15 protein-coding genes and 1 pseudogene are annotated in these 25,658 nt (G+C 46.3%); 10 read left to right on the top strand and 6 right to left on the bottom strand.

What is annotated here, in order from left to right; genetic code table 11:
- The first annotated feature begins 1 nt into the window (after nt 1).
- Together NDI48_06555 and NDI48_06550 are read left to right on the top strand one after the other, a co-directional pair.
- Nucleotides 2-4,873, top strand: coding sequence for a non-ribosomal peptide synthetase (locus tag NDI48_06555; GenBank protein MEP0830869.1), 4,872 nt, complete (start codon nt 2-4; stop codon nt 4,871-4,873).
- Nucleotides 4,874-4,916: 43 nt separating this feature from the next.
- Nucleotides 4,917-6,170, top strand: a complete 1,254-nt coding sequence (locus NDI48_06550; protein MEP0830868.1) for a DNA cytosine methyltransferase — start codon at nt 4,917-4,919, stop codon at nt 6,168-6,170.
- Here the strand turns inward: NDI48_06550 and NDI48_06545 are convergent.
- Entirely contained in the window at nt 6,102-7,022 is a 921-nt protein-coding gene (locus NDI48_06545) for a hypothetical protein (GenBank protein ID MEP0830867.1), read from the bottom strand. The two genes, NDI48_06550 and NDI48_06545, sit on opposite strands and share 69 nt — an antisense overlap.
- A 228-nt stretch (nt 7,023-7,250) precedes the next feature.
- Between NDI48_06545 and NDI48_06540 the strand changes: the two genes are divergently transcribed.
- On the top strand, nt 7,251-8,366 hold the full coding sequence (locus NDI48_06540) for a carboxylate-amine ligase (protein ID MEP0830866.1): 1,116 nt from the start codon (nt 7,251-7,253) through the stop codon (nt 8,364-8,366).
- A gap of 73 nt (nt 8,367-8,439) precedes the next feature.
- On the opposite strand, the gene NDI48_06535 is transcribed toward NDI48_06540, so the two are convergent.
- Nucleotides 8,440-8,694, bottom strand: coding sequence for a DUF1816 domain-containing protein (locus NDI48_06535; protein MEP0830865.1), 255 nt, complete (start codon nt 8,692-8,694; stop codon nt 8,440-8,442).
- A gap of 635 nt (nt 8,695-9,329) precedes the next feature.
- Here NDI48_06535 and NDI48_06530 point away from each other — a divergent pair.
- On the top strand, nt 9,330-11,828 hold the full coding sequence (locus NDI48_06530) for a PAS domain S-box protein (GenBank protein MEP0830864.1): 2,499 nt from the start codon (nt 9,330-9,332) through the stop codon (nt 11,826-11,828).
- A 23-nt stretch (nt 11,829-11,851) separates the two neighbouring features.
- The gene (locus NDI48_06525) at nt 11,852-12,010 is read left to right on the top strand and encodes a hypothetical protein (protein ID MEP0830863.1); all 159 of its coding nucleotides are present in this window, start codon (nt 11,852-11,854) and stop codon (nt 12,008-12,010) included.
- A gap of 1 nt (nt 12,011) precedes the next feature.
- On the opposite strand, the gene NDI48_06520 is transcribed toward NDI48_06525, so the two are convergent.
- Entirely contained in the window at nt 12,012-13,247 is a 1,236-nt protein-coding gene (locus tag NDI48_06520; GenBank protein MEP0830862.1) for an AIPR family protein, read from the bottom strand.
- A 298-nt stretch (nt 13,248-13,545) separates the two neighbouring features.
- On the opposite strand from NDI48_06520, the pseudogene NDI48_06515 reads away from it, so the two are divergent.
- Nucleotides 13,546-13,857, top strand: a pseudogene (locus tag NDI48_06515) (Uma2 family endonuclease).
- Nucleotides 13,858-13,867: 10 nt separating this feature from the next.
- The gene (locus tag NDI48_06510; protein ID MEP0830861.1) at nt 13,868-18,055 is read left to right on the top strand and encodes an amino acid adenylation domain-containing protein; all 4,188 of its coding nucleotides are present in this window, start codon (nt 13,868-13,870) and stop codon (nt 18,053-18,055) included.
- 184 nt (nt 18,056-18,239) lie between these two features.
- Here NDI48_06510 and NDI48_06505 read toward each other — a convergent pair whose 3' ends face one another.
- A complete protein-coding gene (locus NDI48_06505) occupies nt 18,240-19,691 on the bottom strand; it encodes an isochorismate synthase (GenBank protein ID MEP0830860.1) in 1,452 nt (483 codons plus the stop codon).
- A gap of 115 nt (nt 19,692-19,806) precedes the next feature.
- On the bottom strand, nt 19,807-19,971 hold the full coding sequence (locus NDI48_06500; protein MEP0830859.1) for a hypothetical protein: 165 nt from the start codon (nt 19,969-19,971) through the stop codon (nt 19,807-19,809).
- Between the two features lie 145 nt (nt 19,972-20,116).
- Between NDI48_06500 and menA the strand changes: the two genes are divergently transcribed.
- The 3 genes from menA (at nt 20,117) to NDI48_06485 (ending at nt 23,470) form a co-directional block, all read left to right on the top strand.
- A complete protein-coding gene (gene menA, locus NDI48_06495) occupies nt 20,117-21,016 on the top strand; it encodes a 2-carboxy-1,4-naphthoquinone phytyltransferase (GenBank protein MEP0830858.1) in 900 nt (299 codons plus the stop codon).
- An 85-nt stretch (nt 21,017-21,101) separates the two neighbouring features.
- On the top strand, nt 21,102-22,058 hold the full coding sequence (locus tag NDI48_06490) for an o-succinylbenzoate synthase (protein ID MEP0830857.1): 957 nt from the start codon (nt 21,102-21,104) through the stop codon (nt 22,056-22,058).
- Complete coding sequence (locus tag NDI48_06485) at nt 22,043-23,470, top strand: 2-succinylbenzoate--CoA ligase (protein ID MEP0830856.1); 1,428 nt, start codon at nt 22,043-22,045, stop codon at nt 23,468-23,470. The genes NDI48_06490 and NDI48_06485 overlap by 16 nt, the downstream gene beginning before the upstream one ends.
- Before the next feature lie 428 nt (nt 23,471-23,898).
- On the opposite strand, the gene NDI48_06480 is transcribed toward NDI48_06485, so the two are convergent.
- On the bottom strand, nt 23,899-25,638 hold the full coding sequence (locus NDI48_06480) for a HAMP domain-containing protein (GenBank protein ID MEP0830855.1): 1,740 nt from the start codon (nt 25,636-25,638) through the stop codon (nt 23,899-23,901).
- Nucleotides 25,639-25,658: the final 20 nt, after the last annotated feature.

The raw sequence follows: 25,658 nt of genomic DNA, 5'->3' as shown, positions 1-25,658 counted from the left end.
TTTGAAAACAGTTGAGTTCTTATCTTACCTTCGTGGCTTAGACATTCAGGTTTTTGTTGAGAGTGACCGCCTGCGCTGCAACGCCCCTGAAGGAACTCTAACACCAGAAATTCGTGCAGAAATACAAAAGCATAAAGCAGAAATTATTACATTTCTAAGAGCCGCTAATCGTACTAGCAGCAACTCTTCTACCCCCCTTGTTCCCATCTCGCGGGAAGGCACGCTTCCCCTCTCCTTTGCTCAACAGCGACTTTGGTTTCTCGACCAGTTAGTCCCTAACAATGCCTTCTATAACACCCCAGCCGCAGTACGTCTCAGCGGTTCGCTCAATTTAGCAGCGCTGGAGGAGACATTTAACGAAATTGTGCGGCGTCACGAAGCGTTACGCACTACTTTTGTCACGGTGCAAGGGCAACCGGTTCAGGTAGTCGCACCCACCTTAACCTTATCCTTACCTGTAATCGATTTGCGATCGCACCCCCAAACCGAACGCGAGAATGAAGTACGACGACGAATCACCCAAGAAGCTCAGCGCCCTTTCGATTTATCCAAAAGTCCACTGCTGCGAGTAACAGTACTGCAATTGGATGAAGCCGAGTATGTGCTATTGATGATTTTGCACCACATTGTCTCCGATGGTTGGTCGATGGGGGTGCTGATTCGGGAAATAGCCGCACTCTACAGTGCCTATCTAGAGAGGGAAGGTCAAACCAACTCTTCGTCATCCTTCATCCTGCCTGAATTACCCATTCAGTATGTAGACTTTGCCTACTGGCAACGTGAATGCTTGCAAGGGGAAATCTTAGCCACTCAACTGGCTTATTGGCGGCAGCAGTTAGACGGCATTTCTGTGCTAAATATGCCGAGTGACCGACCAAAACCCGCAGTGCAAACTTACCAAGGTGCGACGCAATTTCTGCAATTACCGAAAAATCTGAGCGAGGCACTCGAAGCCTTGAGCCAACGGGAAGGAGTCACCTTGTTCATGACTTTATTGGCGGCGTTTCAAACCTTACTCTATCGCTACACGCAACAGGAAGATATTGCTGTAGGTTCGCCCATTGCCAATCGTAACCGGAGTGAAATTGAAGGGTTAATTGGCTTTTTTGTGAATAGCTTAGTGTTGCGGACTGACCTAACCGGTAACCCCACCTTTCGGGAATTGTTGAGTCGAGTGCGAGAAGTGGCACTAGGAGCGTATGCTCACCAAGACTTACCTTTTGAAAAGTTGGTGGAAGAACTGCATCCGGAGCGGAGTTTAAACCAAAATCCCCTATTTCAAGTGGTGTTTGCCCTGCAAAATGCACCCATGGAAACCCTAGAGTTACCCGGATTAACCCTAAGCCCACTGCAATTTGTGGATACAGGAACAACGCGATTTGATTTGGAATTTCATCTGTGGGAGCGAAAGCCAAATCAGGGTCTAGGAGCTAATACCTCAGAAGGCATCAGTGGTTTTGTGGTGTATAGCACTGATTTATTTGATGCAGCCACGATTACCCGAATGCTAGGCCATTTCCAAACCTTGCTAGAGGGTATTGTTGCCAATTCCGAACAGCGACTGGCAGACTTACCGCTATTAAATGAAGCGGAGTGGCATCAATTATTAGTGGAATGGAATAATACTCAAATAGAGTATCCCAAAGATAGATGCGTTCATCAATTATTTGAAGCTCAAGTCGAAAAAACACCTGATGCTGTAGCCTTGGTTTTTGCAGACCAAGAAATCAGTTATCGGGAGTTGAATAATCGGAGTAATCAGCTAGCTCATTACCTACAAAAACAAGGGGTTGGGGCGGAGGTTTTAGTCGGACTTTGTCTAGATCATTCACCAGAAATGGTTGTCGGGATATTAGGCATTCTCAAGGCAGGAGGAGCTTATTTACCTTTAGACCCTAGCTATCCGGCTGAGCGATTGAGCGTGATGCTAGAAGATGCCCAATTGCCAGTTTTATTAACTCAGCAGCAGTGGGTTGAGCGGATTGGCAAGAATCAGCCACAAGTTATTTGTTTCGACACAGATAGGGAAAGGATTGCCCAAGAAAATGCAGATAATCTAACCCACCGCGTTACATTAAATAACCTCGTTTATGTTATTTACACTTCTGGCACCACAGGCAAGCCGAAAGGAGTTCAAATTGAACATCGTGGATTGTTAAATCTGGTCTTTTGGCATCAACAAGCATTTGCCATTTCAGCAATTGATCGAGCCACCCAGATTGCAGGATTTGCGTTTGATGCTTGTGGGTGGGAAATTTGGCCTTATCTCAGCATAGGCGCGAGTATTTATTTTCCGAATGAAGAAATTCGACGCTCCCCTGAGCGATTACGGGATGAATTCGTATCCCAAGCCATCACAATTAGTTTTTTACCAACCCCTTTAGCCGAGAAATTTCTGTTATTAGATGGGTTGAATAATACCGCTTTACGACTCTTACTCACAGGAGGAGACAAGCTTCATCATTATCCTTCCGCTTCCCACCCCTTTCAGGTTGTGAATAACTATGGCCCTACGGAGGCTACAGTTGTTGCCACATCCGGCATTGTTCCTGTTAAAGAGACAGTGGGGGCGTATGGCAATATGCCCGTAATACCTGTATTGGGTCGCCCCATTGCCAACACACAAATTTACGTTTTGGATCAATATTTACACCCTGTACCGATTGGCGTTATGGGTGAATTGTACATTAGTGGTGATGGACTGGCGCGAGGTTATCTCAATCATTCCGATTTAACAATTGAACGATTTATTCCTCATCCTTTTAGCCATAACTCAGAATATCGTCTTTATAAAACAGGCGATTTAGTTCGCTATCAACCCAATGGTAATATTCAATTTGTAGGTCGCCTCGATGAGCAAGTCAAGATTCGCGGTTATCGCATCGAATTAGGTGAAATTGAGTCAGTCTTAACTCAGCATCCAGCCGTGCAACAAAACGTAGTGACCACTCGTGAAGATGCAGAGGAAAAGCGTTTAGTGGCTTATGTTGTACTCAAGGCTGAAGATATTCAACAGCAGACCCAAGAAAGCCAATTGCAGGATGAACAAGTGTTGCAATGGCAGATGCTGTACAACGAGACTTATGAGCAATCGACGGCTGAGGCCGACTCAACATTCAACATTGTAGGTTGGAATAGCAGCTACACCGGTCAACCGATTCCAGCAGAGCAGATGCGTGAATGGGTGAACAACCAATCCGCGCAGATTCTGGCTTTACAACCAAAGCGAGTGCTAGAAATTGGGTGCGGCACGGGTTTATTATTATACCAAATTGCCCCTCACTGCACTCAATATTGGGCAACGGATTTCTCACGGGCGTCACTTGAGTATATCCAACACCATGTCAGGGAACATGCCGTACCCCTACCCCAAGTAAGGCTACTTCAGAGGATGGCAACTGACTTTGAGGGAGTGGAGGCAGCAGCCTTTGATGCGGTGATTTTGAACTCTGTTGTCCAATATTTTCCCAGTATTGACTATCTGATGAATGTCCTGGAAGGTGCTGTGAAGGTGTTAGCTCCCGGTGGCTTTATCTTCATTGGCGATGTGCGGAGTCTCCCCTTGTTATCAGCGTTTCATGCCGGCGTGCAACTGCATCAAGCAGAATCTTCTCTCACCCGCGAACAGTTGCAGCAACAGGTACAAATGCAAGTGTTCCAAGAGACGGAATTAGTGATTGATCCCGCTTTCTTCAAGGCATTAAAACAGAATTTTCCCCAAATTAGCGATGTACAACTTCAGTTAATGCGGGGCCGAGCGCAAAATGAGATGACTCAGTTTCGGTACAATGTGATTCTTCATATTGGGACTGAAACAAATTCTAGAAAAACCTCCTCCCTAAAACTCCAGCTCAATCCTCCCGAAACACCAGAAAGTCAGAAGACTCCGGCTCCCTCCCCGTTGCGGGGAGGGCTGGGGAGGGATTCTATTGAGTGGCTAGACTGGTACGAAAATAACTTAACCGTATCTGCTGTACATCAGTTATTAGTGGAAAACCAACCAGAGATATTAGGCATTACTCATATCCCTAATGCGCGGGTGATGACAGCCGTTAAGGCGGCACAATGGCTCTCCGGTGCAGAAGAATTTAAAACAGTAGCTCAGTTTCACAGAGCATTGCGCGAACTCCCAGATTGGGGAGTGGAACCAGAGGATTGGCGGGCGATGGGTCAAGAATTACCCTACAGCGTTGATATACGCTGGTCTGATTCCGGTACGGAAGGACGCTACGATGTTCTATTTGTAAGCTGTCACACGAGGAAACAGGAAGAGTGGGAAAATTCGCCCCTCATCTCCCCATCCCACCCAGAGGAACAGTTACGTCCGTGGGAATCCTATGCCAATAATCCCTTGCAAGCGAAGGCAATGCGGAAGTTGGTGCCGCAGTTACAGGCTTATCTCGCGCAAAAGCTGCCTGAGTACATGGTGCCTTCCGCTTTTGTGGTGCTGGAGGCGTTGCCACTGACGCCGAATGGTAAAGTAGACCGACGAGCCTTACCGACACCTGAGCCGATTAAATCAGAATTAGCAGGAAGTTATGTTGCGCCTCGGACGGCTGTTGAGGAAGTGCTAGTGAAAATTTTTGCTTCTGTTTTGGGATTGAAGCGGGTGGGTATCCACGACAATTTCTTTGAATTAGGGGGGCATTCCTTACTGGCGACTCAGCTTGTTTCTAGGGTGCGCGATGCTTTTGGGGTAGAGTTACCTTTGCGTAGTGTATTTGAGGCTCCTGCGATCGCACAACTTTCACAGGTCGTTGTCAGTTTGAAAGAAAGTAAGCCTGAAAGTCAAGCCCCAGCCTTGGTGCCCATTTCTCGCGAGAGTCGGCGCATGAAGTTATCGTCTCTGAACAAAGAGGATAAACAAAGATGAGCCAGAATCTTTGTGACAACTGCTTTAGTCAAGTGAGCAGTTGATGGCGCTTGTGATACTGTATGGAAACCGAGCAGAAGATTTCCTAGTGATTGAAACTTTGCAATCAGCCACCCGTCAAAACCACCTGCAATTTGCTGAATTTTTTGCAGGCATAGGTTTAGTGCGTAAGGGGCTTGAGCAGGTTGGCTTTAACTGCGTGTTTGCCAATGATATTAATCAAGTTAAAGGTGAAATATACGCCAAAAACTTCGGCAATGTTCACCTTCAGATTGACGATATAGCCAATCTTCACGGCAGTAATATTCCAGATGTCACGCTGGTAACAGCCTCATTTCCTTGCCAAGACTTGTCCTTAGCAGGCAACCGTCAAGGTTTGACAGGCGATCGCAGCACCACCTTCTTTAAATTCATTCGTATCCTAAATGAGCTTGCCACTGAGAAACGACTGCCGCAAGCAGTATTGATCGAGAACGTTACTGGTCTTTTGAACTCAGGTAACGGAAAGGATATTCGAGAAGTTATTTTTTCACTTAACAAATTAGGCTATTCATGTGATGTTCTGATTATTAATGCGGTCTACTTCGTACCGCAAAGCCGTCCGCGTGTTTTCATTATCGGTTTGAACACATCTGAATCTAGAAGAGTAACTCAGACCCTGGAGGATAATCACAGTGTTTATTTCCAGCATCCTTGCCGTCCGCTAGCTGTTCAAAAGCTGATTATCGCTAACCCAGATTTATCTTGGAACTTTTTGGAGCTATCGCCCTTACCAACAAGGAAGACAATTTTAGCCGACTTAGTGGAGACAAACGACCACCAGAAGTGGTTTAAGGATACTGAGCTGATACGAGAGTTATCCTACATCAGGGACAACAGCAAAAAGCGCTTAGAGAACGCAAAGCAATTGGCGCGAACAAGCGGAAAAACTGTGTACTTAACGGCTTACCGCCGGATGCGTAAAGGTTTAGTTTGCCTGGAGACACGAGACGACGGAATTGCTGGTTGCTTGCGAACTGGATCGGGTGGTAGCAGTCGGCAAATTCTCATCGTTGTGTCACCCGTTCAAATCAAAATGCGATATATGACAGCGCGAGAGTATGGACGCCTTCAAGGAGTCGAAGATAGCTTTTGGATTCCAGAAAACCAGAGCGTTGGTCGCTATGCTTTTGGGGATGCTGTTGCAGTGCCTGTTGTCGCTTGGGTTGGTCACGAAATCAAGCGCCATTTAGTAGTCAACTCGCAGCGTTCTGTCTTGTTGAATCAGGTCGCAAAAATCGCTGTTGTAAACGTCTAATACACGGCGAATTGATTCATCCGAGGACAAGCCCTTGGATGAAACAATCTCTGCCAAGATAGTGAGACAGAAGTCTCGAAGCCTGATAATAAAAACGTCTTGGTATTCTTCAAACAAATCAGCTTGAAAATTATCAGCCAGAATAAAAACCGGGTAATCGCGCTCTCCAGTGACGCTATGGGTGCGGACAACTTCTTCATAAATAGATAGATTAAGCCGTTGAGCTTTAACCTCGAATACCGACCGAATTTTACCGTCATTTTCAATTACCTCAACATCACCTCTTGGTCCGCTTTGGGCGTCGCCAGCAAATACTGCTTTTGTACGCACGGTGATATTAGGAACTCCATCGTATAAAAATTTTAGCAGTGCATATACGACGCCTTGCTGAACTCTGCCTCGGCTTTTTGTAGCAAGCAACTGGGTCAATATCTGTTGCGGTTTACCAGCCGTTGGTAATTGGATAATGGGAGACTTGGCATTAATGTGATCTGCCACCCTTTTCGCAGCCGACTCGAATACTCTATTAATTTCAGCAGCATCGTTAGGTAATTCGTTGACAAGGCTAATAAAAGTACTGATATGCGCTTTCTTCTCGGTTAGATCGCCCCGAATGGCAGTTGGCCCCCAGTACGGCAGTAAAGCGCCGAAGTTTTGGCGCACATACTCTCGTACAGCAAGACTCCGATACCCCACTGGCAATTTTGTTGGAGTCTGAGTTAAGGCGGGATTTTCTCGTTTGTTCCATAGCGCCCTCAGCATGGTTTGGTAATCGCCAAGAGCGCGATTCTGAGATAGTTCTGATTCAAGGAAGGCGAGTAAGGCTCTAGATGCAGGATGTTCTGAGTTCATGGGGGTGAACGAACTTCACTTCCAATCAGGTTATCAGTTGAGTAAGTGCTTCCGCCCTAAAAGCGATCTCGCTTTATGTCATCCGGTATATGTGAATGCTCTGTAGTAGCGATTAACTTAAGCATAAGGAAGCCGTGGAGAATTCGAGGGTAGGATAGCTGCCATTGACACAAGAGTTGCGGCTCCCGGTAGACAGGGTTCGCTTTCTAAGCAAAGGAGACACCAGGCATGTCATCCCAGACTGAAGAATTCACCATTGGTGTCGAAGAAGAATATCAAATTATCAACCCCGTGACGCGTGAGTTGTGTTCGCGTGTAGAAAAAGTTCTCCCTCTAGCCCAGAAAGCACTGGGTGAAGAAGTGCAGCCGGAAGCTCAGCGATCGCAAATTGAAATTGGTACACCAATCTGTAAAACACTAGCAGAGGTGCGTTCTGAGCTAGTCCGTTTGCGGCGGGAAGTGATTGCGGCAGCCGAAAAAGACGGAAACCAAATCGCGGCTGCCGGGACGCACCCGTTCTCGCACTGGGATGAACAGCAGATCACATCCAAAGAACGTTATGTCACGTTGATGCGAGATTATCAACAACTTACACGCGAGCTGGTCATCTTTGGCTGTCATGTGCATGTGGGAATAAGCGATCGCGAATTAGCCATCCAGGTGATGAACCGTTCCCGTGTGTGGCTCTCCCCACTCCTGGCGCTGTCGGCATCCTCACCTTTCTGGTTGGGTACGGATACAGGCTATGCAAGTTATCGTACCGAGATTTGGAGCCGATGGCCCCTATCCGGACCGCCGCTCATTTTTGAGTCAATAGCCGAGTACGAAGCGATTGTAAAAGCTCTGGTGGAGACGAAAAGTGTAGAGGAGGCGACGAAGATTTACTGGGACGTGCGTATGTCAGAGCGCTTCCCGACAGTAGAGTTTCGAGTCACGGATGTCTGCCAGACAGTGGACGAAGCGGTAATGGTGGCGGGGCTTGTGCGTGCTTTAGCACGAACGTGTTACGAACAAGCGATGCATGATAAACCGTTTCCCGCTGTGCGCCACGAGCTGATCCGCGCTGCTCACTGGCGTGCGGCACGGTATGGATTAGATGAGGATTTAATCGACGTTGGCACTATGAAAACTGTCCCATCGCGTGAGCTGGTTGAGAGCTTTCTCACCTTTGTGCGACCAGCGCTTGAGGAGTATGGAGAATGGGAGGAAGTTTCGTCTCTTGTGCGTGAAACGATGCAGCGCGGGACGGGCGCAACACGGCAGCGTGAAGTTTATAAGCGAACAGGGCGTTTAGAGGATGTCGTCGATTTCATCGTCCAAGAAACCGCAAAAGAGGTAGCGTGAGTCTAGAAAAGAGGATTTTAGGCTAGTTCATATTATGGCGGATTAGGAGTTTGCCACCTCCGCCATAAATTAACTAAGCGCTAATGTCTCGTGAAATATTCCTGTCAATTTTCTCTCTCCCTTCATCGTCAAAAATCGTGAGATATTTTGGCTGACACTGCTTAATTTCGATCGCAATTAATTGGGGTCTTTCCCGTTCTAAGTCTTCAATGTAGCCGAGTTGAGAAACTTGAGCCTCCCTGTGAGAAGCAAACGGTCCGAAGTAGTAAGTGCAGTCGGGCTTTTTGGTGACAATTTCAACCCACCAAGCCTTTCCCGTCTTCTCCAAGTAAGACGTAAAAAACTCTTCGGTATTTTCTAAAAATTTGTTAATAATGGCTTGCAACAGCTTTAAATTTGGTATTGAAGAGCCTAATTGCAAGTGTTCTTTTGATGGTTTGGCGTTGAGCATGATCATTTCTATTTCTTAACTAATCTTCACCAAATGAATAAATAGGCATTTCTCTTGTATATGTATCCAAATTTACCATTCCTGATCCTTTCCACCTATCTATCTGGAGATGTGCTATTCTGTTAATGCAAATTGTGTAAAGGAATACAGTAACTTAATCGTTTTTCTGTTATAGGAAAGCAATTCGCGTCTGGAGGATGCATTGCTGCCTCAAATTCAGGAGCCTAGGGATTGATAATTCAACTTGTAGCAAAAGGGTCTCCCTAGTGCGGAGCAGAACCCGTATCTGAGGAACGCAGGTAGGAAGTCTTGGACGAGAACCCGTTTCCTATCCAACGGTAGTTCCTGGCGTTGGGAAGGCGCTCGCACAATTATCTAGAGTAATTAAAAGCGTAAAAGCCAGCCGTGCTAAAACTAAAGCTCTAGCTTTAGTACCCGTTTCTCGTGAGACTCGTCCTATGAAGCTATTCTCCTTAACAAAGAAAGCAAGTAGAAGCAATGCTCAGTCAACCATGACCGACAGCTCAACTTCTGTGCCAACACCTGACTTTCAAGCTCTGTTTGAGTCAGCACCAGGCTCATATCTTGTATTGACACCAGATTTTACAATCGTGGCGGCGAGTAATGCTTACTTGTGGGCAACGATGACGAAACGTGAGGAGATTCTGGGACGTAGCCTTTTTGATGTCTTCCCTAATAATCCTGACGAACCAACTGCTACGGGAGTTCGTAACCTGCGAGCCTCACTGGAGAGCGTGCGGCAAAATCGGGCGTCGCATACAATGGCAGTGCAGAAGTACGACATTCCTCGCCCCGAATCCGAGGGGGGTGGATTTGAAGAACGATATTGGAGTCCCGTGAATTCACCGGTCTTTGGAACGGACGGACAGCTCACCTATATCATCCATCGTGTCGAGGACGTAACGGAGTTCATCCGCCTCAAGCAGCAGGAAATCAAGGAACACAAGCTCAGCGAAGCGTTGCAAAAACGTACCGAGCACATGGAAGCCGACATCTATATGAGGGCGCAAGAGTTACAGGAGGTCAATAGACAGCTACAAGCCGCCAATGAGGAATTGGCAAGGGCACGCGATGAAGCACATCAGGCACAGGAGAGAATCACAAGCATTCTCGAAAGTATTACTGACGGCTTCACCACTGTCGATCGCAATTGGTACTTCACCTACGTCAATGAAGAAGCAGGACGGCTTTTGCAGACACCTCGTGAAGAACTGCTTGGCAAGCAGGTTTGGCAGGAGGCGTTTCCAGAGGCGGTGGGGACGGCGTTTGAGCGAAAATTTCAGCAAGCGATGGTAGGTCGGGTCACGGTTGATTTTGAACAGTTATACCCGCCGTTAAATAAATGGTTTGAAATTCACGCCTATCCCTGTGCAGAAGGGCTTTCGATTTATTTTCGGGATATCAGCAATCGCAAGCAGTCAGAAGAGGCGCTGCGGATAAGTGAAGAGCGGTTCCACCTGTTGTTGGAGAATGTCAAAGATTACGCCATTTTCTTCCTCGATACCCAGAGGCGTATTACCCGTTGGAATTTAGGAGCAGAACGCATTTTAGGCTATCAGGAAGCCGAGATATTGGGTCAATCTGGCTCCATTATCTTTACACCTGAAGACCGGGAGCAGGGCGAAGACAAGCGGGAAATAGACAAGGCAGAGGCAGAAGGTCGGGCTGAGAATGAACGCTGGCATGTGCGGAAAGACGGTTCCCGTTTCTGGGGGAGTGGCATCGTCACACCTCTACGAGATGAGAGGGGAAAGCTGCGGGGGTTTGCGAAAATCATGCGCGACGTTACTAAGCACAAGCAAGCGGAAGACGAACGCAACCAACTACTCGCTCGCGAACAGGAGGCACGCGCACAAGCAGAAGCGGCAAATCGCATCAAAGATGAGTTTCTCGCTGTCCTCTCCCATGAGTTGCGAACGCCACTCAATCCCATACTCGGCTGGGCAAAACTTCTGCGATCGCGCACATTTGATCAGAAAACTGCCGATCGCGCTCTAGAAACCATCGAGCGCAATGCTAAGTTGCAGATTCAACTGATTGAAGACTTGCTGGATGTTTCTCGGATTCTGCGAGGCAAGCTCAGTTTGAATGTCTGTCCGGTTGCTCTGACAACCACAATTGAAGCGGCGATGGAAACGGTGCGCTTGGCAGCTCAAGCTAAGTCGATTCAGATTCAGAGTGTGATTGACTCCTCTGTGGGGCTGGTTGCAGGCGATCCAAACCGTTTGCAGCAAGTGGTCTGGAATTTGCTCTCCAACGCCGTTAAATTCACACCCGATGGAGGTCGAGTGGAAGTGCGATTGGAGTGCGTTGACTCTCAGGCTCAAATTCAAGTTATTGATACAGGAAAAGGGATTAGCCCGGATTTTCTGCCCCATGTCTTTGATTACTTCCGTCAGTCGGATAGCAGTATTACAAGGGTATTTGGTGGATTGGGATTGGGCTTAGCGATCGTCCGTCACTTGGTAGAACTCCACGGCGGGACTGTTTGGGCAGAGAGTCCTGGAGAAGATCAGGGGGCAATTTTTACCCTCAGGCTACCGCTCCAGAGGATTCCCTCTCAGACACAAGAGGACGGCACTCAGCCCGATTGTCCCCTAGATTTAAGTGAGCTAAAGATTCTGGTTGTAGATGATGATGTTGATTCACGGGAATTTGTCACGTTCGCACTTGAAGAGTGTGGGGCAGTGGTGACAGCAGTGGCATCGGCAGGAGAGGCACTAGCAGCACTAGCTCTCTTGAAGCCAGATTTACTGGTGAGTGATATTGGAATGCCCGAAAAAGATGGCTATATGTTGATGCGTGAAATCAGAGCCATGCCGCCAGAGCAAGGAGGACAGATTCCAGCGATCGCCTTGACTGCCTATGCTGGTGAGAGTGACTCCAAGCAGGCTGTCTCGGCAGGTTTTCAGAGACATCTAGCTAAGCCTGTAGAGCCAGCCGAATTAATTACGATGGTTGCAACGCTCATTAGAGGTAGCAGTAAGTAAACAATAGCAGAGGCAACTTGTCGGTGCGATCGCAAGTTCGAGCGATCAAACGTCATGGACAGCCAAGCTTGGATATTTGGCAGGAAGAACTAGCGATCGTTGTGCCTTACTCAGTTTGCAAAAAATCCGCCCGATGTCATGCACCAGGCGGCAAAGTAACTAAAAAAATAGCGGAATCTTAGATTACACTTTGGCTAACTCTAGCTTTCCAAGCTTAGCTAGCTCCATCATCGCTACGCTGTAGCAGCCTCGATAGGCTGCTTCTTTGCGTCCAACTTCGGCAGGTTTTCTGTTGTTATCAGCGTGTTCCTGCTTCACGATTTCTATCATTTCGTCGATTGTGTTATCGAGAAGCGTGAACGGATCATAAAGCCAGCTAAATTCACCCTTATCCCAAGCTTCTTTAGAAAGATTAGCTCGAAATGCAGCTAGAGGAGGATAAAGCCACCCCAAGTGAAAGCGACCATCAATACTACCTCCAGCAAAGTGAGCTGGTCGATTTAGATTTTTTGGCGACCGAGCTCTGTTTCCTTTTTTCGCGTTACTGACCTTTAGCTTACCGAGATTACTGATTCCCCTCTGCATAATGTGGTCAGACAGCATAAGGATTTCGTGGGTGTGAGGAATTATACGATCAAAAATCAATGTTTTAGAATCCATTTGATCGTCCGTGAAAATTCTCAGCACTTCCTTTGTCTGACCAAAGATTTTATTAGGATGGGTGCTGCGGTCTGGAAATAAGTCCAAGTTGAACATCGCGAGGCATGTCAACACCTGCGTAATATCAACATCTCCACTATCCCCTTGACGGTAGGCAATCTGATCTTCTCCTCTCTTGCCTCGGAGGGAATCTTTAATTTTGTTGAATGTGCCCTTTAGGTTCTCCAAGCTAGGATCATTCACCTGTAGAGAACGATTTAGACCCTCAGCAAGGCTTGCAATAAAAGCTGGATTCACATCCTCAGCCATGTACATGTGCAAACGCACAAAGGCTTCATCCAGTCTCGGAAACGAATCAGCCTCACTCCGAGCCTGCATAAGCACCTGTGTGGTGTGACCTCCGTTGACGACACCGTGCTTCTTAGGGTCAGTCATTACAATCTTGACAACGCCTTGCCCACCAGTCTCCTTTTCAAACTGAACGGTTTCGGCAGTAACAAATATACCCTGGTTCTTGAGAGCAAACATCTCTGGTTCGTCACTCAGGGTATCGATCATCCCGTTTACAACAGTCCCCTTCAGCTCTCCCGACTTTTTTCGCTGCGGCGTTCGCGGGTTAACTTCAAGCCAGTCGCACCACTCTTCCGGCACTTCGTTCACTTTGACGAAGCAAGTGCATAACTTAATTTGCCTTCCAGAAAACGGTACTGGAAGCGAACGAAATTCGTCTGCTTTAAGCAGAAATTCTTGTTTTGTCATTTTTTTTCCTTGTTTTTAGCAGTGACACAAAATCGCTGCCTTTACGTGCGCTGACTCACAAGCTCAGGGAGACTTGTAAGTTCATCAGTGCACTTAGGTAATAGACGTTAGCCGATTTCTAAGCAAATGTCAAAGGAGACATGGTTGGGATCATTGCTGAACTACTCCAAGCCCTAGTGTCGGCGACGACTAGCTGCCGAGGAGCGATATATCCTTTTGATCGCCCCTCTTTCAATCAGCCCCCGCAGCACCCATACCCTAAAATCAGAACAACATTGATTCTGGGAAAGCAGAAGCCACTCAAGGTGCGTCAATCCCCTTAGTAATAGAAGTAGTCAGTACCAATTGGCGGGATGATTACCTGCTCAAAGTTGCAGATTATGAAGAAATTGGTGTTCCTGAATACTGGATTGTTGATTATCTGGGTTTGGGCGGTAGGCGATTTATTGGCAACCCCAAGCAACCAACTATCTCGGTTTACTCATTAGTTGAGGAGGAGTACCAGGTGAGTCAGTTTAGAGGTACTGATTGCATTGAGTCGCCAGCGTTTCCAGAGTTAAACTTGACTGCTGAACAGGTTTTTAGGGTTGGGGCACTTCCCGAACAGTAAGAGCAACAAAATGAAAGCTGAAGAAGCAGAAGTTTTCGTCTTCCCTGCATCCTTTGCCCAGCAGAGGTTGTGGTTTCTCGATCGCCTATTCCCAGGCAATCCCTTCTATAACGTTGCGGCTGCACTTCGCCTGACAGGTTTGCTCAACCTAGCTGCACTAGAGCAAACGTTCAACGAAATCGTGCGTCGCCATGAAGCGTTGCGTACTACCTTTAGGATGCTGGAAGAGCAACTCGTTCAGGTAATTGCTCCCGCCTTAACCCTACCCCTGCCAGTGGTAGATTTGCGGATTTTACCAGCAGCGGAACAGGAAACTGAAATTCGACGAATAGCGACTGAGGCGCGATCGCATCCTTTCGATTTATCATCTGAACCCTTACTGCGAGTCATGCTGCTACAGGTAGACTCGTCAGAACACATACTCCTACTGAATCTACACCACATTATTTGCGATGGCTGGTCGATTGGCGTGCTACTTCGGGAACTCGGCACACTTTACACAGCTTTTGCCAACAACCAGCGATCGCCCCTGCCGGATTTGCCCATCCAATATGCAGACTTTGCCCACTGGCAACGCGAGTGGTTACAAGGGGTAGGGGCGACTCATGAGTCGCCCCTACAGATGCAACTAGCTTACTGGAAGCAGCAACTAGACAATCTTCCCCTGCTGAATTTACCCACGGATTACCCCCGCCCTGCGACTCCAACCTACCGAGGGGCAACGCAATTTCTAGAGTTGCCGAAAAGTCTGAGTGAGCAACTAGAGGCACTCTCGCAGCGCCATGGGGTGACTCTGTTTATGACACTCTTAGCGGCATTTCAGACTTTACTCTACCGCTACACCCAGCAAGAGGATATTGTCGTGGGTTCTGCGATCGCCAATCGCAATCGTCACGAAATAGAATGGTTAATTGGCTTTTTTGTCAATAGTTTGGTACTGCGTACTGATTTATCAGGTAATCCAACATTCCTAGAACTGCTAGATCGAGTACGGGAGGTTGCATTAGGAGCCTATGCCCATCAAGACTTACCCTTTGAGAAGCTCGTGGAGGAACTGCATCCAGAGCGCAACCTGAGCCATCATCCCTTGTTCCAGGTGGTGTTCAGTCTGCAAAACACGCCGATTGAGGCACTAGCCTTGCCTGGGTTAAGCCTTTCGCCACTGGACTTCGATCGCCCCAGCGCTAAATTTGACTTAGAGTTCCACCTGTGGGAATCCCCGGAGGGTTTGAGAGGACAAATCATCTACAGCCGCGATTTATGGGATGACACCACCATTACCCGGATGCTGGGACATTTCCAAATGCTGCTACAAGGTATTATCGTTAATCCTCAGCAACGCCTTTGTGAATTACCCATTTTAACCCAGGCGGAGCAGCATCAATTATTGGTAGATTTCAATCCGAATCCATCCCCAATCAAGTCGTGCTTTCATCAGTTGTTTGAACAGCAAGTAGAGCAGACACCCGATGCGCTCGCTCTCGTGTTTGAAGACCAACAACTAACCTACCGTGAGTTGAATCATCGCAGCAATCAATTAGCACATCACCTGCAAAAACTAGGGGTAGAAGCAGAAGTTTTAGTCGGTATCTGCTTAGAGCGTTCTGTGGAAATGATTGTGGGAGTGTTGGGCATTCTTAAAGCGGGTGGAGCCTATGTCCCTTTAGATCCCACTTATCCGCAAGAGCGACTTCATTTCATGATTGAAGACGCACAAGTATCCATTTTGCTAACTCATTCTGTTTTAGCCCCTCTTTTTAACCGGAGCGACTGCCAAAGCTCATACGAGGACTTTAGTGAGGATGAGGGGGGTTGGGGGGATCGAACCCAATGCAGCGCTCGCCAGCATGGTTTGTCTGTAGTTTGTGTGGACAAAGAGGCAGATGCGATCGCTTCCCAGAATAAGGAAAACCCAATCAGCAGCGTAAGCGTAACACCTGAAAATCTGGCTTATGTCATCTACACCTCTGGTTCCACAGGAAAGCCCAAAGGCGTTCTAATTGAACATCGAGGATTGTGCAATTTATCCGAAGCTCAAATTCAGACTTTCAACTTACAGCCAAGTAACCGCATCTTACAATTCGCCTCACTGAGCTTCGATGCCTCAATCTTTGAAATTGTCATGGCATTGGGAACAGGAGCCACACTCTATTTAGCCCAGAAAGAATCTCTTTTACCCGGACAAAATCTGATCCATCTGCTGCGTGATAAAGCCATTACTCACGTCACCCTGCCGCCATCGGTGTTGGCGGTTCTACCTGCACCAGAACTTCCGGCACTACAGACAATTATTTCTGCCGGAGAAGCCTGCTCGATGGATATTGTAAAATGTTGGGCTTCCAATCGTCAGTTTTTCAATGCTTACGGGCCAACTGAAGCAACGGTTTGGTCTACTGTCGCAGAGACTGATGACAGCGAGAAGCCATCAATAGGTCGCCCCATTACTAATACACAAGTTTATATTTTAGATTCCCACCTAAAACCTGTACCGATTGGTATTTCCGGAGAGTTGTACATCGGCGGTGAGGGAGTGGCACGGGGTTATCTTAATCAACCTGAATTAACGGCTGTGGCATTTATTTCTAATCCTTTTGTTGATAGTGATAGCCGATTGTCTGCTAGTGAACGTCTGTACAAAACTGGGGATTTAGCACGTTATCAACCGGATGGAAACATTGAATTTTTAGGTCGAATTGATCAACAGGTAAAAATTCGTGGCTTTCGCATTGAGTTGGGCGAAATTGAGGCGCGACTGAAGCAACATCCGGTTGTGAAAGAGGCGGTTGTGATGGCGAAAGAAGACGTATCAGGTAACAAGCGCCTAGTAACTTATATTGTCCCAAACCAAGAGCAGTTAATGAGGGTAGGGGCGCAAGGCTTTGCCCCCTTACTAGGCTGTTTCTTAAAAGAGAAGCTGCCAGAGTACATGATTCCCTCAGCTTTTGTAATGCTGGACGCGTTACCGCACTTGCCAAATGGAAAAGTAGACCGTCGTAACCTAAAAGTTTTTGATGTAGATAAGACCGAACTAACAGAAAACTACATGGCTCCTCGTACACCCATAGAGGAAGCGATCGCAAAAATTTGGGCAAAGCTTCTGAACTATGATCGTGTAGGAATTCAAGATAACTTCTTTGAAGTAGGAGGTGATTCCCTCCTCGCCGTGCGACTTATGGCTCAAATTCATCAGCAGTTTGAGCGGGAGATACCCTTATCAACTCTCTTCTTAAATCCAACGGTTGAAGGTTTAGCCAAGATTCTAGCGCAACAAACTGATTCTCTGTCTTGGTCGCCCTTAGTTCCGATTCAACCATCTGGCTCCAAGCCACCCTTTTTCTGTGTTCATCCAATCCTCGGTGTTGTCTTTCCTTATTACGAATTGGCTTATTCGTTGGGGTTTGATCAACCCTTTTATGGACTGCAACCCCTAGGATTGGATGGAAAACAATCTCCATTCACTCGCATTGAAGAGATGGCGGCTCACTACATCGAGGCGCTACGTCAGGTTCAACCGTCTGGCCCTTACTTTCTAGGAGGTTGGTCTTTTGGAGGTTTGGTTGCTTTTGAAATGGCTCAACAACTCCTTAGTGCAGGGCATCAAGTGGCTCTACTCGCTATATTTGACACGCTTGCACCTATTCCCGGTAATCTACCTAATTTTGGGGATAGTTTAAAATTTATGTTCACCGCCGCAGCGCGATATATTTGGTCATTTTTACTCGATTATTTCTATTTAATAACCACTCCTAGCCAACCCCAAGCTAATCATTTACCCTTTCATTTGGCTAATATAAATAAGCTACTTCACAGGTTGAGAAACAAACAATTTTGGCAGTCTATTTTGGGAGAAGCGGTTTTAGCCAATACCCTACCTCAGTCATCTAGAAAGCAGATATTGAGCGAACTCAACATTCGCCCGATGCTGCGTATTTACCAAGCTAACAGTCAAGCAACTCTCAGCTATGTGCCGCAAGTTTATCCGAACTCGATTACTCTGCTAAAAACAAGCGTTCAGTCTAGTATGGCTGATCAAGACTCAAGCTTAGGCTGGAGTCAATTAGCTGGAGGAAAAGTGGAAATTCATCAGGTTCCTGGTAATCACCTAACGATGTTGAGAAAACCCCATGTTAAAATTCTTGCCAACCAGCTCAAAGTATGCCTTGAACAGGCACGGATAGCGAATATCAATTCTCTATAAAATTGCCTTTTTTGAACCCCCGGCTATCGCCGTCCCCCTTATTAAGGGGGACTACAGGGGGTAATAAATTCAGTGCATTGTTGCAGAGAAATGGTATAACTTTAAAAATTGAGACGAGATTCTCAATCCCTACTTTTTTCAGTCAAAACCATCTAATTAACCTTGAAGAAAGGGGTAACTCTAGTTACAACAAAGCTTTTAAGAGAGCCTGTAATTTAAGTTGAATTTCTGCGAATTCTTTGTTCGGGTCGGAACCGGCGACGATACCCGCACCCGCGTATAGTCTTGCGCGATAGGCATTGGCAAAAAGTCTAGCTGGTTTTTCGCTTTCAATTAAAGCCGAACGGATACCAACAATAAATTCACAATTTCCTTGATAATCCACCCAACCTAAAGGTGCTGCATAGAGAGTTCGATCAAAGGTTTCGTAGCGGCGAATTTGTTCTTGAGCCATCTTTGTGGGAACGCCGGCGACGGCTGGAGTGGGATGCAGTTGGGCAACGATTTCTAAGGGATGAATATCTCCCAACATTTGAGCTTGAATCGGCGTCCACAAATGTTGAATATTGGAAAGTTTGAGGAGTTGGGGAGTTGGCAGCATTTGGGGAATTAAGCCCAATTCGGATAGCTGTTCAACAATAAAATTAATCACAAATTGATGTTCTCTGCGCTCTTTTTCACTACTGATTAATTGGTAAGCCAACGCCTCATCCTCTGTGATTGTTCTGCCTCGTGGTGCAGAACCCGCTAAGGAATCCACTTCTAACTGATGGTGGCGAATACTAATTAAGCGTTCGGGACTTGCCCCTATAAAGTTTTGTCCATTCCCGTTACTACTGGAAAAGATGTAACAATCGGGATGACGTTTACGTAAGGTATCCAAAGAATCAACTAAATTAAAAGGCTCTGGCGAGAGGACATCAATGGCGCTTGCCAGCACAATTTTTCTCAATTGATTCGCTCGGATGGATTCTAAGGCAGATAAGACGGATGACTTGAAGCGCTCTGCATTTTTAGGGGCTTGCTTAATTATTTTATGAGGGGAAATCTCGAAAATGTTGGAAACTCTGCGTTCGTACCAGCTAATCCGTCTGAGTTGATTGCATAATCGTTCTATTAATAATTGCAGATTGGTCTGAGGATTGATTTCAACGTTGGCAACAACAACACAGCTACCCTGGACACAAGAAATTTGCCAGCGAGGCAAGAAAATTGTAGCGGCTGGAAAGGGAGAGTGAACGGCCTGTTTTTTATCAAAAAAGGTGAAGCTACAAAAGAAATGGGGGCCAGAAAAGGGTAAGTTAAGATTCCCACCGGGGAGGGTATTATCCAGTGTTGCTTGGATAAATTGTTGTGCTTTTGTGAAGCGATTTGCCCCTTCCGTTTTGAGGCAAAGGGTAGCGTCAATGGCGGCTATCGCTTCTCGTTTACTGGCTTTCTCAAAATAAACTTGTAATTGCTCAGGTTTAGCGATCGCTTGAAGCACCGCTAGTGGATCGAGGGGTTCAATTTCTTGAGAGATACTAACAATCTGAGGACAGCCTTTGACAAGGGACTGCTGTTTTCCCGTCAAGAGAAGTTGATGCAGCTCTTTGCGGTCTTGAAAGAGATTGGTGCGATAGGGGGTGACTGGCATAGAAGCTTCAGATAGTAAAGTTTTTTGAAGTTCTGTTCTAAAGTCTCATTAACAATGGTGGGATGTCTAAAGGGAGATACTTGCTCCTTACCTAACCCCTAGTGTCAATTGACACTTATTTAGACTCGACTGCCACCCAGTCATCCCAAAGCGGCTGAGTGGCTGAAGGCTCTACCGACAGCACAGATGAGCAGTTCTGTAATGCCGACTTACTTATCGTACCGAAGAAAGGCTCACCCACTCGTTGATACTGGATGATACTGACTGTTGCCCGTCCCACGGCTATGGTGCAATGGATTCCCCATGCCACACAAGGGTAGGAGGACGTAACGGACTTGACAGACTTCCGACCCGAACTTCATCCTTACAAAGAACGTTAAAAATTGTAGCAAGTTGTTTTTAGTTCAGTTTATTCATTCGGTCTGATGACTACAAGTCTGGTTGAACAGTCAAACAGTAAATTATGGCTAGCGGCTATCAAGCCACCCATGTACAGCGTTGCTATCATCCCGATTTGGGTAGGAACGGCTGTGGCTTATGCCGAAACTCGAATCATTAATGGTGCAATTTTTTCAACCTTCTTAATGTCAGCGATTTTGATTATTGCTTGGCTCAATTGCAGCAATGATGTGTTTGATTCAGAAACGGGGATTGATAAAAATAAAGCCCATTCTTTGGTGAATTTGACGGGAAACAAACAGCTAATTTTTGGGCTGAGTAATTTATTTTTAGCCGTTGGTATCCTGGGCATTGTGGCGATCGCGTGGTGGCAGCGAGATTTCACTGTAATTGGCCTTATCCTTCTGTGTTGTGCGTTAGGGTACACCTACCAAGGGCCGCCCTTTCGCTTTGGTTACCAGGGGTTAGGGGAAATTATTTGTTTTGTCACTTTTGGCCCCATGGCAGTGGCAGCAGCTTACTACTCTCAGACGCAAAGTTGGTCAATCAACTGTTTCGCGGCGTCGGTTGTTGTGGGTATTGCTACGAGTATCATTTTATTTTGCTCCCATTTTCATCAGGTAGAAGATGACATCGCCGCCGGAAAGCGATCGCCCATTGTCCGTTTGGGTACAAAACGCGGTGCTCAAGTCTTATGGGGCTTTGGTGGAAGCGTTTATGCTTTGACGGGTTTATTTGTCCTGTTGGGAAATTTCCCGATTTGGACGTTATTCACATTTGCCAGTTTACCCGTTGCGCTAAAGTTAGGTTGGCATGTCCATCAGCATCATGACCAACCGGAGAAGGTGAGTAATTCTAAATTTCTGGCGGTAGGGATGCATTTTTTTAGCGGGTTACTGTTGGGATTGGGCTTCTTGATGGGTTAATAGTTGGCGACCAAGGGGTACGGTAATTATCAGATTTTGGATCTTGTTTCAATCTTGGAAATGCCGTACCCTGACTGAATCATTCATGACTTATCAATTTGAGTTTCGTCCTTACCAACGTCCTTTTAAGCGTGTACTTTCTACCCATCACGGGAACTGGAATGTCCGCGAGGGAATTATTCTGCGCCTCACCCATGAAACGGGACGAATCGGTTGGGGCGAGATTGCTCCAATTCCCTGGTTTGGTTCTGAAACTTTGGCACAAGCTTTGGATTTTTGTCAACAATTACCTGCGAAAATTACAGCAACCGATATTTTTTCCATTCCGCCTGAACTTCCGGCTTGTCAATTTGGCTTTGAATCAGCGTTTATATGGGGCGATGGGGAGAATATTCCCACTACCAAATCTCAACTCCCCTTTAGTTATCTTTTACCCAGTGGGGAGACGGTGTTACAGTTATGGCAAATTCCTTGGCATCAGGGAAGTCGAACGTTTAAATGGAAAATTGGCGTTGCCTCCATTAAGGAAGAACTTAAAGTATTTCATCAGTTAATTCAAGCGCTACCCACATCGGCAAAGTTACGCTTGGATGCTAATGGGGGACTCACTCCGGAAGAAGCACATCAGTGGCTGAGGGTAACGGATTCGGCGGGAATCGTTGAGTTTCTGGAACAACCCTTACCGCCTGAACAATTCGACACTATGTTGCAGATGAGTACTCAATATTCGACACCGATTGCCTTAGATGAATCGGTGGCAACCCTTGACCAATTGGAAGATTGTTACCAGAGAGGATGGCAGGGCATTTGTGTGATTAAGGCGGCGATCGCAGGTTCTCCCAGACGCCTACGTCAGTTTTGCCAACAACACGAAATTGATATGATTTTTTCATCGGTTTTTGAAAGTGCGATCGCCAGACAATCCGCCCTCCAACTAGCCGCTGAACTCTCTAACCCAAATCGTGCTGTCGGTTTTGGGGTGAATCATTGGTTCAACGAAGACGATGAAACCTGGTTGAAGCATCTATGGAACAACCTCTAGCGTATCTCAAACAACGTATTAATGACGATTGGTTCATTGATGATGACAGTCACTCATTGAACACCCTTACTGAAGAATTATTCCAGCATTTAACTCAATTCTCGCAGGGGAAAATCCCTCCCAGAATCCTGATAGCCGAACAAAATCCCCAGAGATTTCTTGCCGCTTTCCTCGCTGCCGTTGCAGCTAATTGTCCCGTTTTCTTATGCAATCCCAACTGGGTAGAACAGGAATGGCAACAAGTATTTGAATTAATCCAACCCGATTTAATTTTTGGGCAAGGAGCAAATATTCCCACACTCCACACCCCATTACCCATTACCCATTACCCATCTCCCAATCACATCATGATTCCCACCGGAGGAACCTCCGGAAAAATCCGCTTCGCTGTTCACACTTGGGAGACGTTAATGGCATCGGTGCAGGGATTTCACCAATATTTTGGCAACAATCAGGTGAATTCATTCTGTGTCTTGCCGTTATATCATGTCAGCGGATTGATGCAATTTTTGCGTTCCTTGACGACAAGCGGACAACTAATTATTACATCCTTCAAACAGGTAGAAGCGGGTGAGGAATTTAAGATGAATCCTGCTGAATTTTTCATCTCTTTAGTTCCAACCCAGCTACAACGTTGTCTGCAAAGTCCTGAGTTAACTCATTGGTTATCTCAGTTCCAGACAGTGCTTTTAGGCGGTGCACCCGCTTGGGATTCACTGTTAGAACAGGCAAGACAACACAACATTCCTTTAGCCCCCACTTATGGGATGACAGAAACAGCCTCTCAAGTGGTTACGCTGAAGCCCAAAGATTTTCTCATAGGTAACAATAGTTGTGGTCAAGTTCTGCCTCATGCTAACGTCACCATTCGCAGTTCCACTGGTGAAATATTGGCAAGTAACCAAACTGGGATGATTTCCATCCAAACCAACTCTCTATCATTAGGTTACTATCCCATCAGGATGAGTGAGAGATGGGGACAGGGCAAGAATCTTCCTAATTCCAAATCCCCAATCCCAAATCTAAAATCGGATGATTTAGGATTTTTTGACGACCAAGGTTATTTACATGTTGTCGGACGTAGTAGCCGTAAAATTATTACGGGCGGCGAAAATGTCTTCCCCGCTGAAGTGGAAGCCGCTATTCAATCGACACAATTAGTTAATGATGTTTGCGTAACGGCTATTCCCGATTTACATTGGGGTGAAGCGGTTACCGCTGTGTATGTTCCCCACTCAGAAACGACTTCTACAACATTATTGCAAGCTGCGCTGAAAGATAAATTAAGTAAGTACAAGCAACCTAAACATTGGGTTCCCGTTGCCAGTCTACCTCGCAATACTCAGGGGAAAGTGGACTATGAGCAACTTCACAACTTAGTCATGACATGCTTAGAACGCCAAAATTTCTGATTTCGATGCTAGGAGTTCTTGTTGCTTCATTTCTCTTGGCTCTCATATTCACTGTACTCTTAAATCGCGCTTCTGATCGAGTGCTTTGGCAATCCTGTCAACCAGAATCCGTGAATTATGGTTCCTACAATTGCCTATTTGTCGGTGAAGGGAATCTAGATTGGTCACGTTTCCCTTATACCTTAAAGAGACGATATTATTTCGTACTTGGTCTTACTCCAACTCACGGACATTATAAGGAATATTCCTTTACGCCAATATCAATAGTTGAAGATATAGAAACCTATATCAAAAAGTCTCAAGTAGAATGGACAGCTCAGGGTTTAACTTTTATCGAAGAGTCGGGTCACCGTTTCTTTTTTCCCAAGAAATATTTGGGAGCATCTCGATAAATTTTTCCATCGATTTTCAATCAGCCATGAGCAATTTTAAAGTTTCTTACTCTTGAGTAAATACGTGGTCATCTCTCCCTTGCCTTTCACATCAATAGTGCCCCGTTCTTCAAATAAATATTTATCCTTCAATCGCTCATAAGTGGCACTGGAAACCTGAATAGCGCCCGGAATACCGTGAGATTCCATACGACTGGCTGTATTCACCGTATCGCCCCAAAGGTCGTAAATAAACTTTTTCAGACCAATGACTCCAGCGACAACAGGTCCTGTATTAATGCCAATTCGCATACTGAACGCTTGACCTCTTTCCGCATTAAATTCCTGAATTTGCTGTTGCATATCTAAGGCAAATCCTGCAACCGCCTCAGCATGATCGGGGCGAATTAAGGGCAAGCCACCTACGACCATGTAAGAATCGCCAATTGTCTTGATTTTTTCTAAACCATATTGTTCTAACAAGCGATCGAATCTAGAAAAAATTTCATTCAGCAGGCTCACAATTTCTGTAGGCGATATCTGACTGGAAAGATTGGTGAAATTAACGATATCGGCAAATAAAACAGTGGCTTCCTCAAAGCTATCGGCAATCGTATCCTGATTTTGTCCCAAACGCTTGGCGATCGATGGTGGTAAAATATTCAGCAGCAGACGCTCCGCCCTTTCCCGTTCGGCTACGACTTTTTGGGCGGAAGATTCCAAGGCATCCAACATGGAATTAATCGTGTTTCCCAGCGTCGTTAATTCATCCTTACCCGTTACAAATACACGCAGCGATAAGTCAGTACTGGTGCCGATTTGTTCAACATTGGCGCTGAGATTTGCCAACCGAGACAGCACCATTTTTTCTAAGAGGAATAAAGCGACGACGCTAAAGATAATACCCACGCCAAGAAGGGAAAAAATCAGATAACGCAGGCTTACTTGTCCTTGTTGATAAATTTCTCTGGGCATATCTGCCCGCACCAATAAAGCAGGCTTGTCATTAATATCTCGGAGTAGGGTGTAGCCGGCGATCGCATCATCACTGAGTGGTCGGATAATAATCGGTATTGGTTGATTGTTCAGTTGTGATGCTTGAGTTCTGCGGGAAGAGTCGAACAGGGCAGAACGCACCGCTTGAAAATCGGGCGGCAACTGAGTATCATCTACTCGGTATACACTCAGAGATAATTGAGTCCGTTTAGCCAATTCTTTGATTCTCTTGTCGTTGAGGTAGCTTCCCATGATCAGAGAACCGCGAATCGAACCCGTGCCTTGGCTATTAAGAATGGGATGGGAAGACATCATCAAAAAACCTTCGGGCAGAAGCACAATACCCGTAATGTTGCTCCTGGGATTGGAGTGCTTTAATAACAAGCTATTGGGATTCAGGTATTTTTGAAAGCTGTCTGAAATAGGAGCTTCTTTCTCCTGTTGCAGATTGAAACCTTTGCCGACAACTTGTTGTCCTTGAGTGTTAAACAACAGAACCATGTTGAGCCGAAGGCGGACAAAATTTTCATCTAATAAATTAGCTCGAACAAAGTCCTGATTGAACTGATTAATAAAGGTATAGGTATCATCCCACTTCGCATAATCTGCCGCTGTGGTGTTTAACGTTTCAACTTCATCGAAAAAAGCCTCCTGCACCCGTCGCACATTCTGGTGAACGTTTCGTTCCTCTAGTTCCGCAAAACTAGCCCGAAAGATTGTAGATAAACTAGCGTAAAGGACTCCAATTAAACCCGCAAGAGTCAGACCAATCAGTAGCAGCGTTTTCTGGCGTAGGTTCATAGTCAGGCGCTATCCCACAA

It is taken from the genome of Microcoleus sp. AS-A8, assembly GCA_039962225.1.
Classification (GTDB): Bacteria; Cyanobacteriota; Cyanobacteriia; order Cyanobacteriales; family Coleofasciculaceae; genus Allocoleopsis.
This window is presented reverse-complemented; position numbering and strand designations above follow the sequence as displayed.

Excerpts from the sequence above, each read along its gene's own strand:
- NDI48_06545 (MEP0830867.1), bottom strand. The coding sequence starts at position 7,022 with ATGAACTCAGAACATCCTGCATCTAGAGCCTTACTCGCCTTCCTTGAA.
- NDI48_06520 (MEP0830862.1), bottom strand. The coding sequence starts at position 13,247 with ATGACAAAACAAGAATTTCTGCTTAAAGCAGACGAATTTCGTTCGCTT.
- NDI48_06510 (MEP0830861.1), top strand. The coding sequence starts at position 13,868 with ATGAAAGCTGAAGAAGCAGAAGTTTTCGTCTTCCCTGCATCCTTTGCC.
- NDI48_06550 (MEP0830868.1), top strand. The coding sequence starts at position 4,917 with ATGGCGCTTGTGATACTGTATGGAAACCGAGCAGAAGATTTCCTAGTG.
- menA (MEP0830858.1), top strand. The coding sequence starts at position 20,117 with ATGACTACAAGTCTGGTTGAACAGTCAAACAGTAAATTATGGCTAGCG.
- NDI48_06530 (MEP0830864.1), top strand. The coding sequence starts at position 9,330 with ATGACCGACAGCTCAACTTCTGTGCCAACACCTGACTTTCAAGCTCTG.
- NDI48_06480 (MEP0830855.1), bottom strand. The coding sequence starts at position 25,638 with ATGAACCTACGCCAGAAAACGCTGCTACTGATTGGTCTGACTCTTGCG.
- NDI48_06505 (MEP0830860.1), bottom strand. The coding sequence starts at position 19,691 with ATGCCAGTCACCCCCTATCGCACCAATCTCTTTCAAGACCGCAAAGAG.
- NDI48_06540 (MEP0830866.1), top strand. The coding sequence starts at position 7,251 with ATGTCATCCCAGACTGAAGAATTCACCATTGGTGTCGAAGAAGAATAT.
- NDI48_06490 (MEP0830857.1), top strand. The coding sequence starts at position 21,102 with ATGACTTATCAATTTGAGTTTCGTCCTTACCAACGTCCTTTTAAGCGT.
- NDI48_06485 (MEP0830856.1), top strand. The coding sequence starts at position 22,043 with ATGGAACAACCTCTAGCGTATCTCAAACAACGTATTAATGACGATTGG.